At 57.8% G+C, this 22,098-nt stretch carries 27 protein-coding genes and 2 tRNA genes; 4 read left to right on the top strand and 25 right to left on the bottom strand.

The features are described from left to right. Position 1: 1 nt before the first annotated feature. From ACZM22_RS07745 to ACZM22_RS07700, 10 genes are read right to left on the bottom strand one after another with little or no spacing between them, the layout of a single operon-like run. Positions 2-799, bottom strand: coding sequence for an AAA family ATPase (locus ACZM22_RS07745; protein WP_489543656.1), 798 nt, complete (start codon positions 797-799; stop codon positions 2-4). Next, positions 796-1,599: a Flp pilus assembly protein CpaB gene (gene cpaB, locus ACZM22_RS07740; protein ID WP_417306930.1), complete on the bottom strand. Its 804-nt coding sequence runs from the start codon at positions 1,597-1,599 to the stop codon at positions 796-798. The genes ACZM22_RS07745 and cpaB overlap by 4 nt, the downstream gene beginning before the upstream one ends. Before the next feature lie 20 nt (positions 1,600-1,619). Next, positions 1,620-2,030 carry an A24 family peptidase gene (locus ACZM22_RS07735; protein WP_489543655.1) on the bottom strand — a complete coding sequence of 137 codons (411 nt, stop codon included), beginning with the start codon at positions 2,028-2,030 and terminating at the stop codon, positions 1,620-1,622. A 3-nt stretch (positions 2,031-2,033) separates the two neighbouring features. Further along, positions 2,034-2,270: a DUF6133 family protein gene (locus ACZM22_RS07730; RefSeq protein ID WP_417306810.1), complete on the bottom strand. Its 237-nt coding sequence runs from the start codon at positions 2,268-2,270 to the stop codon at positions 2,034-2,036. 52 nt (positions 2,271-2,322) lie between these two features. Continuing rightward, positions 2,323-2,682, bottom strand: coding sequence for a SpoVG family protein (locus ACZM22_RS07725; RefSeq protein WP_489543654.1), 360 nt, complete (start codon positions 2,680-2,682; stop codon positions 2,323-2,325). A 57-nt stretch (positions 2,683-2,739) separates the two neighbouring features. Continuing rightward, positions 2,740-3,288: a YodL domain-containing protein gene (locus tag ACZM22_RS07720; protein ID WP_489543653.1), complete on the bottom strand. Its 549-nt coding sequence runs from the start codon at positions 3,286-3,288 to the stop codon at positions 2,740-2,742. A gap of 15 nt (positions 3,289-3,303) precedes the next feature. Continuing rightward, positions 3,304-4,032, bottom strand: coding sequence for a DUF3849 domain-containing protein (locus tag ACZM22_RS07715; protein WP_489543652.1), 729 nt, complete (start codon positions 4,030-4,032; stop codon positions 3,304-3,306). Between the two features lie 37 nt (positions 4,033-4,069). After that, complete coding sequence (locus ACZM22_RS07710; protein WP_489543651.1) at positions 4,070-4,588, bottom strand: hypothetical protein; 519 nt, start codon at positions 4,586-4,588, stop codon at positions 4,070-4,072. Further along, positions 4,585-5,574: a DNA adenine methylase gene (locus ACZM22_RS07705; RefSeq protein WP_489543650.1), complete on the bottom strand. Its 990-nt coding sequence runs from the start codon at positions 5,572-5,574 to the stop codon at positions 4,585-4,587. The genes ACZM22_RS07710 and ACZM22_RS07705 overlap by 4 nt, the downstream gene beginning before the upstream one ends. Then, positions 5,571-5,879 carry a hypothetical protein gene (locus ACZM22_RS07700; RefSeq protein ID WP_489543649.1) on the bottom strand — a complete coding sequence of 103 codons (309 nt, stop codon included), beginning with the start codon at positions 5,877-5,879 and terminating at the stop codon, positions 5,571-5,573. Before ACZM22_RS07700 ends, ACZM22_RS07705 begins: the two co-directional genes overlap by 4 nt. Positions 5,880-6,098: 219 nt before the next feature. Here ACZM22_RS07700 and ACZM22_RS07695 point away from each other — a divergent pair, with 219 nt between their 5' ends. Then, complete coding sequence (locus ACZM22_RS07695) at positions 6,099-6,422, top strand: helix-turn-helix domain-containing protein (protein ID WP_178874394.1); 324 nt, start codon at positions 6,099-6,101, stop codon at positions 6,420-6,422. A gap of 140 nt (positions 6,423-6,562) precedes the next feature. Then, a complete protein-coding gene (locus tag ACZM22_RS07690) occupies positions 6,563-6,790 on the top strand; it encodes a hypothetical protein (protein ID WP_489543648.1) in 228 nt (75 codons plus the stop codon). Between the two features lie 35 nt (positions 6,791-6,825). Here the strand turns inward: ACZM22_RS07690 and ACZM22_RS07685 are convergent, their stop codons facing one another. The 10 genes from ACZM22_RS07685 to ACZM22_RS07640 all read right to left on the bottom strand — a co-directional run bounded on the left by ACZM22_RS07685 (position 6,826) and on the right by ACZM22_RS07640 (position 14,794). Beyond that, complete coding sequence (locus ACZM22_RS07685) at positions 6,826-7,236, bottom strand: hypothetical protein (protein WP_489543647.1); 411 nt, start codon at positions 7,234-7,236, stop codon at positions 6,826-6,828. Next, positions 7,236-8,441 (bottom strand): hypothetical protein, encoded by a 1,206-nt coding sequence (locus ACZM22_RS07680; protein WP_417307063.1) that lies wholly within the window; start codon positions 8,439-8,441, stop codon positions 7,236-7,238. The genes ACZM22_RS07685 and ACZM22_RS07680 overlap by 1 nt, the downstream gene beginning before the upstream one ends. Further along, complete coding sequence (locus ACZM22_RS07675; RefSeq protein WP_489543646.1) at positions 8,434-9,771, bottom strand: DUF4314 domain-containing protein; 1,338 nt, start codon at positions 9,769-9,771, stop codon at positions 8,434-8,436. Before ACZM22_RS07675 ends, ACZM22_RS07680 begins: the two co-directional genes overlap by 8 nt. Continuing rightward, positions 9,771-10,793 (bottom strand): LPD28 domain-containing protein, encoded by a 1,023-nt coding sequence (locus ACZM22_RS07670; protein ID WP_489543645.1) that lies wholly within the window; start codon positions 10,791-10,793, stop codon positions 9,771-9,773. The genes ACZM22_RS07675 and ACZM22_RS07670 overlap by 1 nt, the downstream gene beginning before the upstream one ends. Further along, positions 10,790-11,143: a hypothetical protein gene (locus ACZM22_RS07665; protein WP_489543644.1), complete on the bottom strand. Its 354-nt coding sequence runs from the start codon at positions 11,141-11,143 to the stop codon at positions 10,790-10,792. The genes ACZM22_RS07670 and ACZM22_RS07665 overlap by 4 nt, the downstream gene beginning before the upstream one ends. A gap of 57 nt (positions 11,144-11,200) precedes the next feature. Beyond that, positions 11,201-12,064: a DUF6329 domain-containing protein gene (locus ACZM22_RS07660; protein WP_489543643.1), complete on the bottom strand. Its 864-nt coding sequence runs from the start codon at positions 12,062-12,064 to the stop codon at positions 11,201-11,203. A gap of 56 nt (positions 12,065-12,120) precedes the next feature. Beyond that, positions 12,121-13,305 carry an antirestriction protein ArdA gene (locus ACZM22_RS07655; protein WP_489543642.1) on the bottom strand — a complete coding sequence of 395 codons (1,185 nt, stop codon included), beginning with the start codon at positions 13,303-13,305 and terminating at the stop codon, positions 12,121-12,123. 281 nt (positions 13,306-13,586) lie between these two features. Further along, positions 13,587-14,279, bottom strand: a complete 693-nt coding sequence (locus ACZM22_RS07650) for a hypothetical protein (RefSeq protein WP_489543641.1) — start codon at positions 14,277-14,279, stop codon at positions 13,587-13,589. A gap of 335 nt (positions 14,280-14,614) precedes the next feature. Continuing rightward, positions 14,615-14,690, bottom strand: a tRNA-Met gene (locus tag ACZM22_RS07645). An 18-nt stretch (positions 14,691-14,708) separates the two neighbouring features. Beyond that, positions 14,709-14,794: transfer RNA gene (locus ACZM22_RS07640), tRNA-Leu, on the bottom strand. A gap of 128 nt (positions 14,795-14,922) precedes the next feature. Here ACZM22_RS07640 and ACZM22_RS07635 point away from each other — a divergent pair. Beyond that, positions 14,923-15,456 carry an RNA polymerase sigma factor gene (locus tag ACZM22_RS07635; RefSeq protein WP_483268324.1) on the top strand — a complete coding sequence of 178 codons (534 nt, stop codon included), beginning with the start codon at positions 14,923-14,925 and terminating at the stop codon, positions 15,454-15,456. Next, complete coding sequence (locus ACZM22_RS07630) at positions 15,449-16,957, top strand: hypothetical protein (protein WP_489543640.1); 1,509 nt, start codon at positions 15,449-15,451, stop codon at positions 16,955-16,957. The genes ACZM22_RS07635 and ACZM22_RS07630 overlap by 8 nt, the downstream gene beginning before the upstream one ends. 41 nt (positions 16,958-16,998) lie before the next feature. Here the strand turns inward: ACZM22_RS07630 and ACZM22_RS07625 are convergent, their stop codons facing one another. The 5 genes from ACZM22_RS07625 to ACZM22_RS07605 are packed head-to-tail and all read right to left on the bottom strand — an operon-like array spanning position 16,999 to position 22,096. Beyond that, entirely contained in the window at positions 16,999-17,649 is a 651-nt protein-coding gene (locus ACZM22_RS07625; RefSeq protein WP_484424883.1) for a V-type ATP synthase subunit D, read from the bottom strand. 6 nt (positions 17,650-17,655) lie between these two features. After that, positions 17,656-19,032 carry a V-type ATP synthase subunit B gene (locus tag ACZM22_RS07620; protein WP_489543639.1) on the bottom strand — a complete coding sequence of 459 codons (1,377 nt, stop codon included), beginning with the start codon at positions 19,030-19,032 and terminating at the stop codon, positions 17,656-17,658. After that, positions 19,029-20,801: a V-type ATP synthase subunit A gene (locus tag ACZM22_RS07615; protein WP_489543638.1), complete on the bottom strand. Its 1,773-nt coding sequence runs from the start codon at positions 20,799-20,801 to the stop codon at positions 19,029-19,031. Before ACZM22_RS07615 ends, ACZM22_RS07620 begins: the two co-directional genes overlap by 4 nt. A 13-nt stretch (positions 20,802-20,814) precedes the next feature. Beyond that, on the bottom strand, positions 20,815-21,123 hold the full coding sequence (locus tag ACZM22_RS07610) for a V-type ATP synthase subunit F (RefSeq protein WP_489543637.1): 309 nt from the start codon (positions 21,121-21,123) through the stop codon (positions 20,815-20,817). After that, complete coding sequence (locus tag ACZM22_RS07605; protein ID WP_489543636.1) at positions 21,116-22,096, bottom strand: V-type ATPase subunit; 981 nt, start codon at positions 22,094-22,096, stop codon at positions 21,116-21,118. The genes ACZM22_RS07610 and ACZM22_RS07605 overlap by 8 nt, the downstream gene beginning before the upstream one ends. Positions 22,097-22,098 lie beyond the last annotated feature (2 nt).

Raw genomic sequence — 22,098 nt, 5'->3', positions numbered from 1 at the left:
ATCAAAACACCTCCGCGATGATCTTTTCCAGTTCCTTGCGGAACGGGCGGCTGTCCTTGAGGGCGAGGTCAGCAAGGAGACCTCGCCCCAGATACTGTTCTTCCAACTCCTGCGAATAGGGCAGCACGAAGGTCGCATCGCCCAGTGCCTTGCCGATATGGTCTGCCGCCTGATAGGGCTTCACATTGGACGCCACCTTATATTGCTTGTCTACATCCCACTCAGCATCTTCCAGCAAAGGAAGCTGACTGGAGAAGTAGCTGACGCTTTTGGGGTCGCAGTTGGCAAGACGCAGGACATTGTCCGCTTCCATCAGCGCCACGGCGGAGAGGATATCGTTGGCAATGTAGCTGCCGCAGTCCACGATAACATAGGGCGCGATCTGACGCAGCCCGTCCAACAGCTCCACCACCTGCTTCTGTACAAAGGGTGGAGTGCTGTATTCGTTCTGCAGTTCGAGGAGTCCCAGCGCTGCGAGATAGCTGTTGTGCTTGAAAGTGACGAGGTTATGTTTGATAAGGCTTTCGCTGATGCGGGCGGCGGCAAGGACGCTGGCAAGGGAGCCTTTGCTCTCCAGAGCGTCCGCATGGCAGATGCACGGCAGCATGGGAGCGCTCATATCGCAGAGCAGAAGGATAACATTTTTCTTCTTGGCGGAGAGCGCCTTTGCGATCTTTACCGCTGTCACCGTTTTCCCACTGCCGGGGCTGCCCCAGACCGCCAGCACACCACCGCTGTCATTCTGCACTTCCGGTTTCTCCGTATCGCGCTGAAAGATGCTGGCTTTTCTGAAATTCATTCCGTCACCTCGCTCCCCGGCGTGGCTGCGGCGGGATCGGTGACTTCGCCCTCCTCAATGGGGCTTTCCTCCGGCTCAGTGTACAACTCCTCGATGAGTGCGTCCTGCGCCTCAATGAACTGTTTTGCGCCGTCTGCTGTGCCGCGGTAGACGAGAGCCAGATGGAGTTTGGCGTCCTTTTCCAGTTCTGCCAGTACCTTGGCCTGCTCCGGCAAGACGAGGAAGGTCACGGTGGAGGGAAGCTCCTTTTCCTCCTCTGTTGCTTCGCCGGTATTGGCATCGTAGCCGGTGCTGGCAGTGACGCTGATGATCTCTACATACTGCAGCTCGGCAGGGATAGTGGTTTCACCATCCTCCGGGTAGTCTGCCACGATGACCGATACGATGTCACCGCTCTGGAGTTTGCCGGACAGTCCGGTGGCAAAGCTCTTGATGGTGACGGAGATTGCCTGCTTCGAGCCATCCAGATTATAGAGATAGGCATTCTCGGCAGCAGGGGCTTCCGAGAGTTTTGCAGCGAGAATATAATCGCCCACGGCGAAGTCCGCTTTGGCGTATTTGCCCACTACATTATCTTTCACGGTCATAAGACCGGAGGGGAGATTATAGGAGCCGACCTCGGCCGTGGTGACCATGTCCTTGGTGATGAGCTCGCCGGCGTGAATGTCCTTCGTCACACGGACGATCTCCGCCTTCTGGCTGATGCTCTGATTGAACAGCGGTGTGATGCCGAAGCAGATCACCAGCGCCAGCAGAATGCAGATGACGCCGATGACCGTGCGGTTTTTGAAAATACTCATGGAGCAAGTCCTCCTTATTCTTAGATGATATATGCGGTAAAGAAGCCCACTGCAAGAAATGGCGCGAATGGATAGCTCTCCGGTGGACGCTCTTGCCTGCGGATCTTGTGCAGGGCGGCTATTGCAAGGTAGAAAAGGCAGTACAGCACCAGTGCCAGCACCAGTCCGGCGACTCCGCGCAGAAAGCCCAGCAGAAAACCGGAGGCGGCGATGAGTAACGCATCTCCCATGCCGCCGCGTCCTCTCCGGCTTGCCAGCCAAAATGGGACGGCCAGCGCCAGGCCGAGAAGCCGGGCGGGGCTGAAGGAAATCAGCCCCGCCCCTGCGATGACGATACCGGAAAGGTCATAGATCTGCCTGCGCCGGAGATCCGTCCATGCCGCGCTCATAAGTCCGATGAGGAACAGCGCCCCCTGCAGGACGGATGCCACGGATCAGCCGCCCAGCGCGCCGGCGTAGTTGAACATATCCTTGATGCGCTGGTTCAGCGTGGGCATGACCACATCACCGAACAGGGCGTACAGACCGGCCAGCAGCAGAGCGCCCAGCACTACGGCGATGAGGATCTTGACGGCGGTGTCGATGTAGCCCTCACCAGAGCGGCGGGTGGCGGCGAGACGGATGGCGGCGTTGCGGACGGAATTGACGGTCTTCTTGATGAGCTTCTTCATAGTGTAGTTACCTCCATAAAATTATGATGTTTGTGTAGTGGATAGGCTTGGTTTACATGGACTGCTCCATGGGAGGAGCATTGTCCTGCTGCTGGTCCTGACGGAGCGACTGCTCGTAGGCGTTCAGAACTGTTTCGTTGAACTGCTGTCGGGCTTCCTTCGTGCAGGGGAAGCAGATGTCGTGGTAGTCGCCGTGACCGTCCTTGTACTGAGGCATGGCGACGAAGGGGCCATTCTCGCCTCGAATGATCTTCACGCCGCGGATGGCAAAGATGCCGTTGATGTCCACGTTGGCATTGGCGAGGGTGTACTTGCTGTCCTTCACGGGATAGATGCGCACGGCGTACTCCACGGGGAGCGGGGTATCCGGTGCAGGGGTGGGAGCTGTTACCTTGGCTTGGGCTTTGGGCATTGGGATTCCTCCTTTTCTGATTTGGATATGAAAAAAGCACCCGGTCAGGTGCTTATTTCACAGGTTCATATCCATTTCCTGCTGGGGTGCAAACTCGATCTGCTGGAAGCCGATGCGGTCGCAGTAGTAGAACTCGCTGCCGTCGGCGTCGTACAGCTCCAGCACATCCGAGATGCCGATGGGTCGGCCGTCATAGCCGGGGACAGGATTGCGAAAGATGGTGTAGATCTCTTCCAAGTCGTTGGTCCCAACTTGACCGTCATAGACCATCTCATAGCTTTTTCGGCTTGGCTGACCGAAGCGCTGTACCATCGTCTCATAGGAAACGAAACGGACATTGATGGGGCTGTCCCGTGAGAGCTGCCACACACGGCAGTTCTTCAGGGGCGGAGCCTCCGGGTCGAAGCGACCGCTGCGCTGCCCCAACAGGAGGCGGTCATAGACGCCGTCCTCCCAGCGGATGGTGAGTGCCTGCTTTTGCAGAAAACTCTCCAGCTCCTGCGTTTGGAACATGGTGTCCACCACCGCTTCTTTTTCTGTGATGTAACCGGCAGGGTTGCCGTAGCAGAGGATGCGGTCATGGTTGTCGATAAAGATGCGCTGCACTTGTCTCACCTCCGATCATTCCAATTTCATCTCACCCATGGCACTTTCCTCCTGCCGAGGCGCAGTCAGCTCCGCCAGCTTCTCCTGCGCCCATTCGGGCAGGAACTTCTCGTCCAGCACACCGATGAACTCATCTCGATTCCAACGGGTCATCTCGCCGTCGCCCAGGCAGGTGCAGCGTACCGAGCGCCCGATGGCGGTGGGGCTGCATCCGAAGCCGTCATGGGCGTACCACAGCTGGTTTTCCTGACTCCAATAGGATTCCTTCAGTGTATCCGGCGACAGCACCAACACCTTGCCGGTATAATCCTGCTCGGCGCGGTCACCGATACAATGTTCGGAGCCAAACAGCCCCAGCTTCTGATACGCTTTGCGATAGAGGCCTACGAAGCCATCCAGCACAGCTGGATGGCTTCGAACGGTGATATCGGCAATATGCCGTTCATCCTGCGGAACATGGTGCCGTGTCGCCCAATCCTTATTCGCAGGGCGGAAACGGCCGTCCCACTTGAGTTCCCGCAAGGTTGCTGCCAGCACCCACTCGGTGCGCTTGTAGCCGTACTCCTCCAGCACGGGAGTAAGACACTCCGGGTCCAGGTTTATCCCGTCGAAGTTTCGGCGGATAGCATCCTCAATGGCTTCACGACAGGCAATATTGGCCTTGTGGCTCTCCCACCACAGAGGAAGCTCATCCCGGCGTTTTGCTTCTTTTGCAGACCCACGGTACAGGTAAGTTTCATTCATTTGTGTCATCACCTCGATCCTTTGAACACCGGAGTCGTCACTTGTCGTAGACGATATCGTTCTCCATCAGCACATCCTCCAGCACAGACAGGCAACAGCCAGACTGACGCAGGGCAAACAGGATCGCAGGCGGGACATCGGAGAGGTCATACTCATAATCTGTCTCGCAGACGGTGATCTCGCCGGAGTCCTCATCCACATAGCAGCCCAGCTTGGCATCGGACGGGATATCCGCTTCCTCTCTGGCCCAATCGGGGACGGTGACCGCGGGGCGAATCAGTTCCTCGATGGGCAGATCTCTGCAAGCGCACTCGTCCTCGTCGCACTCGTCGCAGTGGCCGCAGGTATCCCGCAGGGTCAGAAGCATCTGACCGACATGGGCAGTCAACTCCGTGAGCAGCTTGACATACTCCATTGCGGTCATCTTGGACCTTGTCAGGATGACCGCGCCGTCCAGTGTGGTCAGTTCCAGCTTCGCATCATCGGGGATGCCACTCAGCTTCAGCGCTGCGGGCGCGATGGTGATGGCCTTGTCTCTGGTAAGAATAAAGTTCATAATACGATTCCTCCTTCGTTTTCTTTGATCGTGGTTTTGATGGGGCGCTCTGGTTCGTGCATCAGTTCGTATCGGGTGTCGTTATCACCGTCCAGCAGGCTCTCCAAAGTCAGCTGCCAACAGGCTTTGCGGGGGTCATAGTTGGTGATGATAGCTTCTTCATATTCACTGCCTGCCGTCTGGGACATGCTGTTGGGACGGACGGTGCGGAAGATATAAAATTCCTTATAAAGTTCGCAGATGTACGGGCAGTAGTTGTAGGACACCATGACATACCCGCGGCAGGTCAGGAGCGTATCATGGAGCCGTTGATGATCTGCTTTGGGGAAGCCTACCTCATAGCACTCTGCCTCAAAGTAGGGCGGGTCGCAGTAGATCCAGGCATCCTCTCGGTCATACTGGCGGATGACATCTTCGAAGTCCTTATTCTCCACGATGACATTTGCCAGCCTGCGGGAACATTCCCAAATCAGGTGAAAGAAGCGGCGAATGTCGCAGGGCTTGCCGCCGAAAGACTTGGCACTGCCGCTGAAGCTGTACCGTACCAACTTGAAGTAGTCCGCCGCACGGCGGATACTTCCACGAGGCGCACGCTCTAACAGGAGCGCACGGATAGCTTCGGAGTCGGGTGGCTTGAGATAGACCTCTGTTAATTCCATTTCTTCCTGCAGGTAGTCATCTGTGAACTCCCCTTTGGAAAGAAACTTATAGAGGACATTGAAGTCATCCCGTGTGTTCAAAGGCAAGAAGCCCAACTCTGCCAACAGCGCGAGGGTTCGGTTTTTTACGCAGCAGAACAGGTTTGTGAGGTTCCCATTGAAATCGTTGTAGACCTCCATGCATCCATGCCGGATAGGACGGTTCATAGTGACCGTGCCGCTGCCGCCGAAGACATCGATGAACCGCCTGTAGTGATATGGAGCCATTTTGTTGATGATCCACAGCAGTTTGCCCTTGCCTCCCACCCAAGGGATAAAGCTGTTCAAGATGCACCTTCTCTCAAGGGAAAGGCATCCAGTGACTGCTCCAATCCGCGCCTTGCTGCCGCAAGACCGTTTTCCATGGTTTTGAGCTGTTGGATCGTGGAGTAGACTTCGCCAGCAGTGGAAGCGTAGAAGTATCCGCATCGATCACTCCCAATAGGAACGCCCTTACGTCGCATGCGATTTACCAGCTTTCGCAGATCTGTTCCGCTGATTCCGAGAACAGCTTCCAGTTCAGCACTGCTCGCTCTGTACTTTCGCCCGGTACAGGCACCTTTCAAATAATTCAATAGTTTTTCTTCACGCATTTCTGCTCCTTTCCGAGGCTCTTATCCCGGAACAGGAGACAAAATGAGCGCAAAAAAGAAGGGGCCGCTTTTCCCCATCCGGGTATACGGCCTCTTGACATACTGTTTTTTGTTCTGTCCCGTTCTTATAGAACGGTCTGCGTTCCGTGCGCTCCTGTGAAACAAACGGCATCTCCCATATACTTTAAGAACGGATACCGTTCAAAAGGAGATTGCTGTATGGATCAGATCGCATTGGGAAAACGAATCAAAGCTGCCCGTGAGAGGGCTTGCATGACGCAGGAAGCGCTTGCTGCCGCTGTGGACTACAGTGTTGACCACATGAGCGTAGTAGAGCGAGGAGTAAAGGCTCCAAAGTTGGAAAAGCTGGTCGCCATTGCCAATGCGCTCAATGTAGGGACAGATGAACTTCTTCAAGATGCCCTGAACACGGCAACGATGCTTCATGCTACTGAGATTTCAGAAAAGTTGAAAGCACTCCCTCCAGAGGGGCAACGCAAGGTAATGAATGTGCTGGATACCCTAATCGCGGAATTACAATAATTGTTGCAGACGCAGAGACTTGTTTTTTGCAGGTCTCTGTTTTTTTCGACAGGCTTCGTCATTTTCCCCCAAATTCACGGTGTTATTATAGTTCTATAAGAACGAGTACCGTTCAAAACAAATTGGAAGGGAGAAACATAATGAAGAGAAGAAATATTGACGCGGAAGCCGCATTGAGGAAAGTTGCACGAAAAAACCATACGACTCTGGAAGAGGTGAGAAAAGAGATACGACTGGCGATGATAGCTGCGATGTGCGATCCGGACCCTTCTATACAGCGAGTATGGCGTGAGATTCCATGTGCTGGTGCTGCGCTCACGCCGGAGGATCTCATTGCATACATTGCAAAGCAGTGCCTGCCGCAATAAGCTTATACTTTGATCATGACGGGAATCAGGTGGTATCACATCATCTGCATTTCCATCGACGCCCTCTGTTCGACAGATGGATATTGCACATAATCGCTGCCGATGAACACGCCAGGGTGTTCGTCCTCATACCGACAGCCAATCGCGCCCAGATCCATGTACTCGTATAGCTCCTCCGGCACCGAAGTCTCGTGGGCAAGGTAGTACCTGCCCAATGCAGCATAGCTGTTGATGCCTTTGAGGATCGTGTAATCGCGCAGCCGCCCCGGTGAATTTGCGAAAATTGCCCCTGCCTCCGCCTCGCCCTTTTGCAGAACCATGGCAGAAAGAATCATTTTCTCCTCATCGCTCAATATGCACGGTCCACATTGGGATGCATCAAATTGCTCCTGCGATGTGCAAGGCAGAGATATCTCATTCTCGTTTTGTAACTGCTTATTATTCATTACATCGTCATCTCCGATTCATGGGATTGCTGGATCGGCTCCAGCATGGGCTGATAGTCTGCGCGGTGCAGTAGGCCGTAGGGCGAGAGAACTGCGTTGTCCTCCCTGATGATGTCGCAGCCGTAGGCATAGAGGTTTACATGAGGGAGCAACAGTTCCACCGAATGTTCGTCCGTCATGAAATGAAGCTGGTCGATGGCAGTCTCCTGCGGTGAGCTGAGTTTCGGCGTGAGGTTATAATCCTCCAGATGTTCCACCAGCTGCATTGCAGTCCCAATATCTTTCACCTCAAACTGCTCCAGCAGGGCCTTCAGCTTTGGGATTTGCCTATCAGGGAAAGGAATATCCCGCACGGCTCCAGAAAAGCTGTTGAATGCATTCATTTCCATAGGCAGATCCGCAAAATTGGCGGCATTTGGGATAACACCGTCATAGTCGAGGACAACTGCGTTTTCCCATTCCAGTGTGCCGAGCTGCTCCTGTGCAGCGGACAATTCCGCTTCGGTCGCCGGAAGGTTCAATGTCGCCGTGCGCGCATCTTTGAAGTCAGGGTGCAGGCCAAGGGTCAGGCGAAACAAGTGGCTTGGCTTCGGTGGCAGCTCCTTGGGGCAGGGCGGCGCAGCAGTCAACTCGCCGACGCACAGTACATAAAGGCTTCCAACAAAGACGCCATTTTCCCCTTGACGCATCATTCTTCCGATACCGGCGAAGTCCAACATCTTAAATACAGTATCCGACACTCCATCCAGCTCTGGAATAAAATCGTTTTCTGCGTAAAACCGGCCGAGGGCAGCATCGTCTGCAGCATCCACTACATGATAACAGTCGGCTCTTGCGCTGACCGCCAGATCTCTCATATCCTGCATTGTGATGATACCGCCGTTGGCGTTTACTTTTTTCTGCACCTCCATGGAGAACATTCCCTCAAAGGCGATTCCTTGTACCTCATCCAACGCCGCAAGCTGTGCGGCAAGGTCGTTGAGTTCATTGAGACTAATATCCAGTTTTTCTAAATGGGGAGCGAGATACTCAAAGGCATAGTAATCGTCGATCTCCATGTACAGGATCTCGCCGTCTCTAAGCCGAAGCTTGTCCAGCACATCCCACAGTTCCCATGGCGTGGCGGGCAAGTCCAACTTGGCGTAGGCTTCGTTGTAGGGAACGCCATCTTTTGCCAGATACACACAGAATATTTTCTCAGCCAAGCGTCATTCCCCCTTGCTGCATTTGCCTTTGGAATGCGGGATCTGCGCCGGGAGAGTTCCAACCAAACATACTGCCGTTCTTCATGGCTTCCTCCTGCTCCTTTGTCACGCCGAGCCGCTCGTTGTTGTAGTCTGCCAGTTCGCGGTTCTGCTGTGGGTCATCTGTAGACCAGTCGCTTGGATAGTAGCCGCTCTCACCACGCTTGATGCAGATGAGAGTCCCGGTGCCGGGCAGCGTGGAAAAGCACAGCTCTGGCAGACCTTCCGCCAGCTTGGGGGAGAAAAGCTCCTGTTCCGTTTGGATGCTCCACTCGTCCGAATTCCAAAAGTGGACATACAATTCACCGCCGTCATCCACGGAGATCTCCCGCTGCTCGAACCCCTCGCACCAACCATCAGAAGCCTGTCCGGTGATAAACTCTTTCAAAGTATCCATTTCGGTGTCCGACAATTCCCCGGCGACGCGGCATTCCACCACGCCCCAAAGCTCACCGCCTCGATTGTCTACCGTGAACACAGCGGAGTGGACCTTTGTGTTGACGCTGTCAGGCTTATGGTACCAGTGCATGATGCCGCGCTCGGTCTCCTCCGGCATCCGGTTTTTCACCAGCGCCGCCATGATCTGATCCTGATAGTCGCGCAGCTCACTACCCTCCAGCAGTGTGCTGCTGTCATCGAGATCACCGTACTCGTTTCGCTCGTAGAGATCGGCGGTCAGGGGCATATACAGCTTGAGGGTGGTCAGCTTGGGCGGCAGCACGGTGAAGCTGTCCTCGCCGGGGATGAGCGGCAGCGTGCGGCCATTGTCCCACTTCATAAAAATTTGCCCCTCATCATCCACGAAGTCTACTTCGCCCTCGGTGCCGGGAAGAATGGGATGATGGGGATCGTCCATCGCGTTCAGCCGGATGCGGGTGCCGGGGGGATACTGTTCCCTGATAAAATTCACCATTTTTCTGTCCATCATCGTTTCCTCCATGTTTTGCTCTCTGTCGTAAAACTCCAGCTCGTAGATCACACCGCGATCTTGCTTTCGAGTATCCTTCACCTTGACCGTCGTACCATCAAAGATGTAATTGCCGGCTTTTCCAAAATCGGTGTAGAAGCCCTTGCCGTGGTTGCAGGTGGAGAAGGGATGCTCCGGCTGATCCTTGATCTTGGAATAAAAGCCCACCGTCTGCACCGTGGTCACCACACGGGTCAGCCCCACCATATCCGCGTGATTGGCGTGGCTGACGGTCTTAAACTCCACACCGGGTCGGATGAACCGCTTCAACTCGGCAAGGCTCTTGAAAGCGACCGGCTCTCGCTGCTTTTTTGAAGCGTCCATTACATTCCTCCGAAGGTCATGCCCTGCTCGGGTCGAGGCTCGTGATCCTCCTGTCGGCAAGGGGCTTCCTCGCCGTAGAAGTCGAAGATCATGTCATCCACCTGCTTGCGGACGGCGGGATCGTCGGTCAGCACCTCGTAACGGAATCCTGTGGTGGGGCGATACGGAAGCTCCTCCCTCACACACTTGAGAAAGGCTTCGGCATCGGTAAACTCCTGTGCATCGCCATTGGCATAGGTGACGCAGCCCACCAGCGGCTTGTCCTGCGCCATGTTCTGCTGCTGGACATCCAGATCATAGGCCGTACAGTAGCAGTTATAATCTCCGGGGGACGGATTGCACCGCAGGCAGTAGCGGTAATGCTCGGTTTCCACGATGTAACCGTAGTTTTGTGTCCAGCCGCCGCTGATTTTCCCGCTATGTTCATAGCAAAAACGCTCCATAGCGAAGCGGTTTTTCAGCACACTCTCCCGCAGCGTGTCCACGACCTCCTGCAGTTCCAGCTTGAATGCGGGGCTGTTCAGTTTCTCCGAGCCCCTCGGCCACCAGGTATGCCAGAACTCATTGCCGCTGCGCCCGAAGTCCATCCGGACATGGCCGACGGTACCCAGCCGCTTATCTTCTTCGGGGTGCGGGGTATAAAATAAGCCCGCCTCCTCCGGGCGGGCAGGTCGGATATGAAATTTCATGTTCTCCGCGGGATAGGGGAGCTGATGCGCCTCGCAGAACTCACAGAGCGTCATGTTGCCTTCATCGAGAAAACCGAGCTCATCCCGCACATCCAGCCGTCCGGACTTAGGCATCGCCAGCTTTTCCGGTATCAGCACCGAGCCTGCGTGGTTGACCACAACATTTTCTTCCATGTAGCACAGCTCACCGGGATCGTCGTCAGAGCCGCGAATGTCATAGCAGTACCAGCCTTCCGGTACGGTTGAGCGGTCGATTCGGGCGTTGGTGAATAATGCAAACTTGTCAAATAACTCAATGTGCTGGAATTCTTCCGTTCTTGCGTTGACTTTCAAAATTTCATGCCTCCCATCTGCGGCGTGTACGCTTCATCCCGCCAGTTGTTTTTACATCCTTCGAAACGGTTGGCCAGTTCTGTGGCGGTGAGGGCTACAGTAGGCGGTTCTATCGTTTCTGAGAAGCAGTCCTCATCCAGCTCGAACCAGCAGTGATCCACCGCAGGATCATACCGGTCGAAGCGGCGTTCCGGCAGTCCTACTTGCCTTGGAATGAAGTATTCGCCCATTTCGCAGCAATCTTTGATGGTACGAGTCTGTTCCGTAGTCAGTGTACCGGCAATGACGCATTTATTGTGCATCTTGTAGTTATCGGCATCTCTGTACAGATATGAGATCTTGGTGTTCATAAGTATCCCTCCCTTCTTTTGGGTAACGGCAAACATACTACACATCTGCCGCAAAGTCTACTGAAACATTTGCTGCCCCTGCCGCTGCTCCGGGAACGGCGAGTCCAAGCGGCGCAGCAGGCCGAACTCTGTTTTTGTCACGCAGTCGTTTTCCATGCAGTCCTGACCGTATTTTTCAAAATCCATGTAGCCGTCCAGCTCATAGATGGCTTCATCGTCCAGTCCCAGCGTTTCCTGCAATCGCTGCTGACCGTAACCGTAGGCGTCCTCCGTGATGCGCTGGTAGTTGTCCAGATTTCGCAGGAGCTCACAGGCACGGTGCAGGGTTTCCGGTTTCTCTGCCTCCAGCACGGCGGCGTAGGTCAGGAGCATCCCGTCCTTCTGCCAGATGTCCTCCAAGGCTTCGGCAAAATCGTTGTAATCCTCCACGGCGGGGCAATCCGTATCACGGATCAGCTCCCCGATGTAAGGCACCTTGAAGCGAATATCACAGAGCATGGCATCCGCGAAAACATCGATATCAAGATAAGCCTTCACCGCGTCCAGGTATTCCTCGTCAGCGGGGAGGACGAGGATGTAGTCCGGCTTCCCATCGATGTGCAATGTCATGCGGAGCATTTCATCCCGGTTCTCGTCCCGCCAAGGTTCTGACGGCGAAATGTAACTGCGGTCGATTGCCATATCCGGCGTCAGCAGACTGCGGGCATTCGGAACGAAAGCGCTGTACCGCGCGTAGTTATACCCCTGTGGGTCAACAAGGAAACCGTCCATTCCGCCCGCATCGAGGATAAGTAAGCAGTGTCTGGCATCACCATCATGCCGGATAGTATTTTTGTTTTCTGCTATAAAATCGTAGTCTGCCAGCAGCACACGGCTGAACTGCTGAAACCGCTGGGCAGGCAGCTCGATAACCTTATCCACGGCGCAAGCTTCGCCTTCATATTCGGACTGCTTTCGCCTGAGTTCTGCCTGAATGATCATGTCATATCCCCCATCTTCATGTGGCTGCTCTGGTCACCGTTCATGATTTCTCTCAAGCTGGAATAGCCCTTGTAGGCGATGTAGCCTCGGTCGGTGAACATCCCGTCTTCCTCATTCATGCGCTGAAAGCCATACTTCTCATAGTCGTAGAAATCATCCAGATTCTCATCGTAATCGAAATGGCCGGACTGCCGGATCATGTACTTACCGTACTCCTCCAGTGTGTGCGCGTCAGGCGCAAAATCGAACAGGTCAAGATTCTCCACAAGATTTTTGACTTGTTCTGCTGTTCGCGGCCGTGCCATTGTTACAACGGCGCCAAGTTTTCGGATGTCCTCATCGGAGAAGTCTTCTGTAACCTGCGCCAGCGCATTGAGGTCAGTTATGCTTTCTCGATCCATATCCAGCAGCACATCCACCTCATTTGGAAGCTGATTATCTTTCAGCCACAAGCGGGCATCCGTTGGATCGGTGATTCCCGCTCGCTGGAGGGCGCGGTCGATCTCCTCCTGTGCCATCGGAAGGTAAAGCCAAGTGATATGCTCGGTATCCTCTGGATCAGACTTAGCGGTCACCGCAACGGTAATGGGATTTGGTTCGTAATAGTAGCAAGGAAAGAATTGACCGTCGTAGAGCAGCTTCATCTGCATGCCGTTGTCGTAGACCGCACCATAGGGTGTAATCGTGCCGCTACCGTTCCCGATAAGCAGCCGTGCCGTTTCCTCACCGTCCAGCGCCTCCAACTCGTCAACTCGTGCGCTGCCGCCGTGCAGGTTCATGTAGTGATCCCGGCCAACCGCATCGAGGTCAGAGAAATCCGTGATAACTGTAACCTGTTGGCAGCAGAAGCTCAGGTTGATAAGGTCCTTCAGCTCAAAAAGTTCCAGCTTATGAGCCATCGCCTGAAACTGTGCGGCTTCTCCGGTATCGAAGCCATCCAGCCGTTTGGCGAGATAGTTCAGCTCCTCAACATTTACCGTAAGCATCTCTGTGCGTTTTAGTACAGTATAAAAGCCGTCGATCTTTTCGACCTTACAGTCAGCCCTGACTGCATCGCCAATCTCCAAAGCCTCCAGCAGATCCATGCAGTGTGCGTACTGGTCGTGGGGAATGGGAAACGGAATAGTTGCCACACCGTATTCCGGGTGATCACGGTTACTCAGCACCGCCTGAAACATCATTTTCGCTTTCCTCCAATCTGTTTATCTTGTTCATTCTTGTCCGAAGGCAGGTATCTTCACTCCGCCAGCAGATGAAGCCATGCCTTGGGTAGGGACAACCTTTGCATCTCTCAAAGAGCGTACAGCCGTGAGACTCCGGCGGGTCGCGGGGATATTCAGGGGCAAGGACGGGAGCATACCAGTGCCCTAATGAGCTTCTTCTGTTTACCTGTGGCATTTCATTTCCTCCATAATAAAAATGGCCGGAGTCTTATTGCTAAAACTCCGGCCCGTACCATGTATTACATTGTTTGCTCCTGCGAAGCCTGCTCCAGCGCCTCCTCTTGTTGCCGGATTCGCTCGTTCAGATCTGGCACGCACACCTCAATCTGCTGCTGGACACTGCGGATCACTTCCTCCTGCTTATCCGTGAGTTCAAAAAACTCCCCATCCACAGAGTCTGCGCAGCAACGGTAGATCTCGGTCATCTGCTCCGGACTGAAGAGCTGCTCTTTGTGAATGAGGCCGGATCGTGTGACAAAGTCCTGCTTTGCTCCGTCGTAGTTCTCCATGAAATAGTGACCATGGGTCACGCCCGTGCGTTCGTAGTCCCAATCCCATGTAACGAATTGAACACCGTATTTGCTATGACTTCCTGCCAACACGGTACCGTTGAAGTCGGCAAGGATGCGGTAGTCGCCCTCCAGCCCGCTGGCTTCGAGCTGCAGAGCGTTTTCCATAGCGGTCATATACTCCATCGTTCGGGCGGCGATATCTTCGACACGGAGGAGGGCATCCTCTGCCAGTGGTGTATCCACATCTTCCCGCCGATAGAATACGCTACCCTTGCCGGTAATACGGCAGAGAGGTGCGCCATTCCAATGGACAGGCAGTTGAGACTCGTCCAGAGGTTGGGTTTCAAACCCAGCACGGTGCAAGGGAATGCAGACTTCCTCGAGGTAGCGGAGCTGCTGCTCCTTGTTGTGGTCATTCACAGTAAAAACTCCTTTCCATGAAAAAAAGGGCCGGTATCCGAAGTAGGAAACCGGCCCGAAAGTTTTTTGGTTGGTATCAAAATATGATACCAACCACTATCTAAAAATTTATTATATTATTTTGGGGAGGCGAGCGAAAAAAGCGCCCGAAAAAGCATAGCCCTCTTTAAAACAGGGCGGAAATAGGCTGTGGATTTAGTTCAAGTCCTGCCTAACGCTCTGAATTGCCCTTGTGTATCTATAAATCACGCTTTGAAAAAACAGGGCATAAAAACGCTGAAACCCCTGATTTCTCAGGGGTTTCAGGTGAGTGTATCTATTTTGGTCACTCAAGATGGTTGCGGAGGGAGGACTTGAACCTCCGACCTCCGGGTTATGAGCCCGACGAGCTACCAACTGCTCTACTCCGCGATATAGAACTTGTACCGGTGGTGCCGGTGACCGGACTCGAACCGGTACGGCATTTCTGCCGGGAGATTTTAAGTCTCCTGTGTCTACCATTCCACCACACCGGCGGATCAGGCAATACTTAGATTACCACATCAGGCCCTCTATGTCAACACCTTTTCCGAAAAAACATTTCGTGGGTTTTCTGCCTTTTCCGTGTATAATAGGGCAGAGAGACACGAAGGGTGGTGGGACAGTGGACGATAGATCCCTGATGGACAGGATCGCCTCCGGCGACGAAGCAGCCTTACAGACGCTGCTGCGCCGCCATGGGCCGCTGCTGCGGTATATCATTGCGCCCATCCTGCCGGATGCGCGGGACAGGGAGGAATGCTTTGCCGACGTGTCGGTGCGGCTGTGGCAGACGGCGGGCAGCTTCGACGCGTCCAAGGGGACGCTGCGCGGATGGCTGACAGTGCTGGCGCGCAACTGCGCGCTCAACCGCGCCCGCGGCCTGCGGACGGAGACGGCACTGACAGACGATATGCCCCACGGCGCGGGCAGCGCCGAGGATGCCCTGCTGCGGCAGGAGCGCTCCCGGTTGCTGGTCAGGGCAGTCAAGAGCCTGACCGACGGGGAACAGACGTTGTTCTACCGGAAATATTACTACTGCCAGTCCACCGCACAGATGGCTGCCGAGCTGGGACTGACGGAGCGAGGCGTGGAGGGGCGGCTGTACCGCCTGCGGCAAAAGCTGCGGGAGCTGTTGGGAGGTGACTTCTGTGAGTGACGATCTGCGATTTGACGCGCTGCTGACAGAGAGCGCCGACACCCTGCCGCCGCCTGCGGATGTCAGCCCGTGGCGCAGTGCCATGAGCTGCGTGGTGTGGGGCATCGCCCTGAAGACGCTGACGCTGCAGCTTCTGTATCTGGACTACATCCTGCCCACGCTGGGCTGCATCCTGCTGGTGTTGGGCTTCCGCACACTGCGGCAGGAGAATCGGGCGCTGCGGTGGGCCTACGGCCTGTCCATTGCCGCCGTCGTCCTGCGCAGCGCCGCCATGGTGCTGGCGGCGCTGCCGGTGGAGGAGGGGTTGACGCTTGCCTATGCGGATATGGCGCTGATGCAGGCGACGCTGATCGCCCTGTGGCGGGGCATGGTGGGCGTCTCCCGCGCCGCCGGTGCGGAGAAGCCGTCCGCACCCGCCGCCGGGGTGCTGGCTGCCTTTTACGCGGTACTGATGGCGCTGGCCATGATCGGTCTGGAGGGCTGGCTGCTGGTGCTGCCGGTGCTGGCGGTGTACCTCGTGATCCTGCGGAATCTGGTGAAGCTCTCCCGCTCGCTGGAGGACACCGGATACACCATTCACGCCGCGCCGGTGCGCCTTTCGATGACGACGGTGCTGTGGGGGTATCTGGGCGTGACGCTGGCGGCGGTGATACTGGCCATGCTGCTGGGCCAGCGGTACCCCATGGACTGGCAGGTGCGTCAGGATGCGCCGCAGGACGAGACGATCCGGGCGGAGCTGCTGGCGCTGGGCATGCCGCAGAATGTGCTGGACGACCTGACTGCAGAGGAGGTGGCCGGTCTGACGGGCGCAAGCGAGGTGCTTACACAGACCGACACGCGGTACGACGGCGACAAATATCGGGTGGTGACCACCGGTGTCTGGGACGAGGATACGCCCAATACCTGGCAGTACCAGAGCGCGGAGAAGCAGGAGGACGGCACGTACCGCTATACCTACCACGTCTACGACGTGGAGGAGGTCTGCACCATGATCCATGTGGCGGTGGTGCTGCCCCAGGACGGCTATCAGCGGGTGGTGTTCCTGCACCACATCGCGGCGCGGCCCGAGGGGCTGGCTCTGACGGAGAGCGTGGAGCTCTGGCCGATGTGGCGTGACGATGAAAACTGGACCCGGGGCAATATCATCGGCGGCCGCGTGCTGTGCGGCCGGCGGGGACAGACGTACACGGCGGACTTCGCCGCGCTGGACAGCGGCAGCTACACCAGCCAGAGCTTCTTCGGAAGCAGCCAGCGCAGCACCATCACTGCGGAGTGGTCGCGCCTGCGGGGCGCGGAGGATCTGCGGGCCTACGTGCTGTACGACGCGGAGACGCTGACGCCGGAATGGGAGTATCTGGAGAGCTGGTGCAACTACGCGCAGTCCGGCGGCGCGGTGTATCCGTTCCGCAGTGCGCTGGCCCGGTGGCACGGCTGGGGACTGACCGACGGCGATACGCTGATCCAGTCGGCGCTGCAGGAATGGGCCGACGATGTGGAATAAAAAAAGAGGAGACGCACAGTGTCTCCTCTTTTTTCTCGTGTTTACGGCTGATAGTGATGGGCGTCCTGCAAGACCATATCCTTGACCTTCATCAGGCGGGTTGTGTTGCCGCGCTCGTTCTCGTCCAGCTTCATGGTAATATAGCGGATGTTCTTCTCCGTCTCCGGAATCATCACATATTCCAGCGCATTGACACGGCGGCGGGTCTTTTCAATGTCCTGCGCCAGCAGCTGCATGGATTTCTCCACCTGCGCCAGTTCCAGCATATCGGCGAACACCGCCTGCATCTTCTCCAGCGCCGCGTCCAGCTCGCCGCTGGTCTGGGCGAAGCCGTAGGGCAGGAGGGAACCCTCACCGCCCTCGGTGTGGAACGTGAACACCGGCACGTTGACGCTCATGATGTTTCGGGCGTCCACATCCAGCGACACGGAGCGCTGGGGCCGCAGCAGCGACTGCTCCAGCATCTCCGGCCCCATGACAGCGGAGGCCACGGTGAAGGCGTCGTTGGCCTCCTTCAGGCCCTGCTCCACCTTGGCGCGGAGCTGCCGGTTGCGGCGGACGATCTCCAGAAACTGCTTCATCAGCTCGTCCCGCTTGTCCTTCAGCAGCTTGTGGCCGCGGCGGGCCGTTTTGAGACGGCCCTTCAGCCGCGTCAGCTCCATGCGGGTGGGATTGACAGTCTTTCCGGCCATAGGCGGTCACTCCTTCTCCGGCAGGTACTTGTCCAGCATCTCCGGCTTGATGCGCTTGAGCTCGCTTCTGGGCAGCATCCGCAGCAGCTCCCAGCCAAGATCCAGCGTCTCCGCAATGGAGCGGTTCTCGTCAAAGCCCTGGGAAACGTAGCGCTTCTCGAACTCGTCGGCGAACTTGGCGTACAGCAGGTCCGTGGGGCTCAAGGCGGCCTCGCCCAGAATGGTCATCAGCTCCTTGGCCTCCTTGCCGCTGGCGTAGGCGGCGAACAGCTGGTTCATGGTGGGGGCGTGATCCTCACGGGTCTTGCCTGCGCCCACGCCCTTGTCCTTCAGACGGGAAAGGGAGGGCAGCACGTCTACCGGCGGCAGGATGTTTTTGCGGTACAGGTCGCGGCTGAGGATGATCTGGCCCTCGGTGATATAGCCGGTCAGGTCGGGGATGGGGTGGGTCTTGTCGTCCTCCGGCATGGTCAGGATGGGGATCATGGTGATGGAGCCCTTGCAGCCCAGCTTCCGCCCGGCCCGCTCGTACATGCTGGCAAGGTCGGTATAGAGGTAGCCGGGGTAGCCACGGCGGCCGGGGACCTCCTTCTTGGCGGCGGACACCTCGCGCAGCGCCTCGGCGTAGTTGGTGATGTCCGTCAGGATCACCAGCACGTGCATGTCCTGCTCGAACGCCAGATATTCAGCGGCGGTCAGGGCCATGCGGGGCGTGGCGATACGCTCCACGGCGGGGTCGTTGGCCAGGTTGGTGAACAGCACGGTGCGCTCGATGGCGCCGGTGCGCTTGAACTCGCGGACGAAGAACTCCGACTCCTCAAAGGTGATGCCGATGGCGGCGAACACCACGGCGAAGTTGGAGCTGTCGTCCAGCACCTTGGCCTGACGGGCGATCTGGGCTGCCAGATTGGCGTGAGGCAGGCCGGAGCCGGAGAAAATGGGCAGCTTCTGGCCGCGGACCAGAGTGTTCAGACCGTCGATGGTGCTGATGCCGGTCTGGATAAACTCGTTGGGGTAGTCGCGGGCGGCGGGATTCATGGGCAGGCCGTTGATGTCCATGTATTTATCGGCCAGCAGGGCAGGGCCGCCGTCGATAGGCTCGCCCATGCCGTTGAACACGCGGCCCAGCATGTCCACAGACACGCCCAGCTGCAGAGGATGGCCCAGAAAACGGATCTTGGCGTCCCGCAGGTTGATGCCGGCGGAGGAGTCGAACAGCTGCACCACGGCGCGGTCGCCGTTGACATCCAGCACCTTGCAGCGGCGGACATCACCGCTGCGGAGCTGGATCTCTGCCAGCTCGTCATAGGTGACGCCCTCCACGTTCTCCACCACCATCAGGGGGCCGGAGACCTCATGGATGGTACGGTATTCCTTCATCATGCGTCCTCACCTGCTTTCTCGATCAGGGCGGCGATCTCACTGTCCATCTCGTCGTGTACCTGCTGATAGTTGGCGGCGTACTCCTCTGCGGCGGCGTACTTGGCCCAGCCCAGCCGCTCCCGTGCGGGAATGGCGAACAGGGCGGGCAGCTCTACGTTCTTGGCGATGGCATCGCGGCACAGGTCCTCGTAGTGCAGGATCAGCGCCAGCAGCCGCAGCTGCCGGTCGAAGCTGGAGTAGGAGTCCACATCCATGAAGGCGTTCTGCTGCAGGAAGTCCTCCCGCAGCATGCGGGCGATCTCCAACGTCAGCTGGTCCCTGGGGGACAGGGAGTCCTTGCCCACCAGCTGGACGATTTCATTGAGCTCGTTCTCCTCCTGCAGAAGGTGCATGGCGCGGTTGCGGTCCTTCATGAACTCAGGACCCAGATGTTCATCGAACCAGGGGGCCACCGCGTCCAGATACAGAGAGTAGGAGTTCAGCCAGTTGATGGCGGGGAAGTGGCGGCGGTAGGCCAGAGAGGCGTCCAGCGACCAGAACACCTTGACGATACGCATGGTGGCCTGTGCCACCGGCTCGGAGAGGTCGCCGCCCGGAGGCGACACCGCACCCACGGCAGTGAGGGAGCCGGTGCGCTCCTCCGTGCCCATGCAGCGGACCACGCCGGCCCGCTCATAGAACTGGGCCAGACGGGAAGCCAGATACGCGGGGTAGCCCTCCTCACCGGGCATCTCCTCCAGACGGCCGGACATCTCGCGCAGGGCCTCAGCCCAACGGGAGGTGGAGTCGGCGATGACGGCCACGTCGTAGCCCATGTCCCGGAAGTACTCGGCGATGGTGATGCCGGTGTAGACCGACGCCTCACGGGCGGCCACGGGCATATCGGAGGTGTTGGCGATCAGCACCGTCCGCTTCATCAGGCTTTCGCCGGTGCGGGGGTCCGTCAGCTCGGGGAACTCGCGGAGCACGTCGGTCATCTCGTTGCCCCGCTCGCCGCAGCCGATGTAGACCACGATGTCCACGTCCGCCCACTTGGCCAGCTGGTGCTGCACCACGGTCTTGCCGGAGCCGAAGGGCCCGGGCACGGCGGCAGTGCCGCCCTTGGCGATGGGGAACATCGTGTCGATGACCCGCTGGCCCGACTGCAAAGGCGTCTCCGGCGGGAATTTCTTCTTGTAGGGGCGGCCCACGCGGACCGGCCACTTCTGCACCATGGTCAGCTCACGCTCTGCACCGTCAGCGGTGCGGATGCGGGCGATGGGCCGGGTGATGTTGTACTGCCCCGCCTCCGCCAGCCACGACACCGTGCCGCTGACGCCGTTGGGGACCATGATCTTGTGCAGCACCGACTCCGTCTCCGGCACGGTGCCCAGCACATCGCCGCCTGCCACGGCATCGCCGACGGCGGCGGTGGGAGTAAAGGACCACAGCTTTTCGCGGTCCAGCGGCGGCACCTGGATGCCGCGGGTGATGTTGGCGCCCACGCGGCGGACGATCTCCTCCAACGGGCGCTGGATGCCGTCGTAGATGTTCTCGATGAGACCCGGGCCCAGTTCCACGCTGAGGGGCGCGCCGGTAGTGACCACCTCTGCGCCGGGGCCAAGGCCGGACGTCTCCTCGTATACCTGAATGGAGGCGCGGTCGCCGGTCATATTCAGGATCTCTCCGATCAGATGCTGGGGGCCTACGCGCACTACGTCCGCCATACTGGCATCCGCCATGCCGTCGGCCACCACCAGCGGACCGGAGACTTTGATGATCTTACCCATTCTTCTGCTCCTTTCAGGAAATATCCGCGCCTACGGCGCGTTCCACGGCTGCATGCAGCGCACGGTCCGCAAGGCCCAGCGCCCCGCCCTTGCCGGGGATGAGGATGACAGCGGGCAGCATGTCATTCTGATAGCGGGCGATCTCCGCCGCCATGCTCTGGGCCAGCTGCTCCGTCACGTAGATGACGGCGTAGCTCTCCTGCGCCAGACGGTGCAGGGTTTTCCGCGCCGTCTCTGCGTCATCGGCGAAGAACACGTCCAGCCCCAGAGCCCGAAAGCCCAGGACGCTGTCGCGGTCACCCAATACAGCGATCTTATACATATGTGTCACGCAGCCTTTCCCGTATGGCGTCGGCGCTGAGCCCCGCCAGCCGTCCGGCCATGACGATACGCACGGCCGTCCACTCCGCCTCCTTGGCGATGAGGTAGCCCAGCGCCACCTCCACGCCGAAGGGCACCCGTCTGGCGCCTGCGGCGGTGCGCAGCACCGCGTTGTCACAGGCCTTTTCGAAGTCCGTCAGGCTGCCGCCCTTGACGGCAACCTCGCCCAGCTCCGCGGCCTCACGGAGAGCGGTGCTGCGGAACAGGGCGGCGGGCTCGGACGCACCGGCGCGGATGGCGTCGGGGGTCACGCTGCCGCCCTCGAACAGCACCTCCTGCAAAAAGCCGGGATCCATGTGCATCCGCTCCGCCCGTACCAGCGCACGCAGGTTGGCGGCGTCTATCATGGCGCGGACATAGGTCTGGAGGTAGACGCAGCGGCTTTCCTCCGCCAGCTGCCGCAGCTTCTGGAAGCAGGCACGGTCCAGCAGACAGTCGCTGCGCTGGGCGCTGCCGGTCTCCGCCAGCAGGGCGGCGGCCTTTCCGGCGGCCTCTGCCATATCGCGGGGCAGGAACTGCCAGTTCCCGCTGTCGGCGTATTTGCGCTGGAGCTCCGAAACGGGGATGGTGCCCGCGTCCATCAGCAGGCGCTCCGCCCCCTCCGGCGCTTTCAGCAATACCTTGATGTTGTGGTAATCATACTTGATGCGGAACACGTCCAGCAGCTGCTTTTCCGGCATGAACCGCTCCAGCTCGGCGAACACCGCCTCCCGCTGCCGCTTCAGGCTGCTCTGCAGCGAGGCCTCGTCGCGGATGGGGGCGTACCCCAGATCGCTCAGCAGCTGGGAGCAGTTCTCCACCGACGGGGATTGCAGCAGCTGTTCCAGCCGCTGGGAGGTCAGCAGGTCCTTCTCCAGGCTCCGGATGCGGGCGGAGAGGAACAGGTAGTCCGTGTCCTTTCTGGGTTTTGTCAAAG

The sequence above is a fragment of the Vescimonas sp. genome (assembly GCF_057856985.1).
The sequence above is the reverse complement of the archived record's forward strand: the minus strand, read 5'-3'. Positions and strand labels throughout refer to the sequence as shown.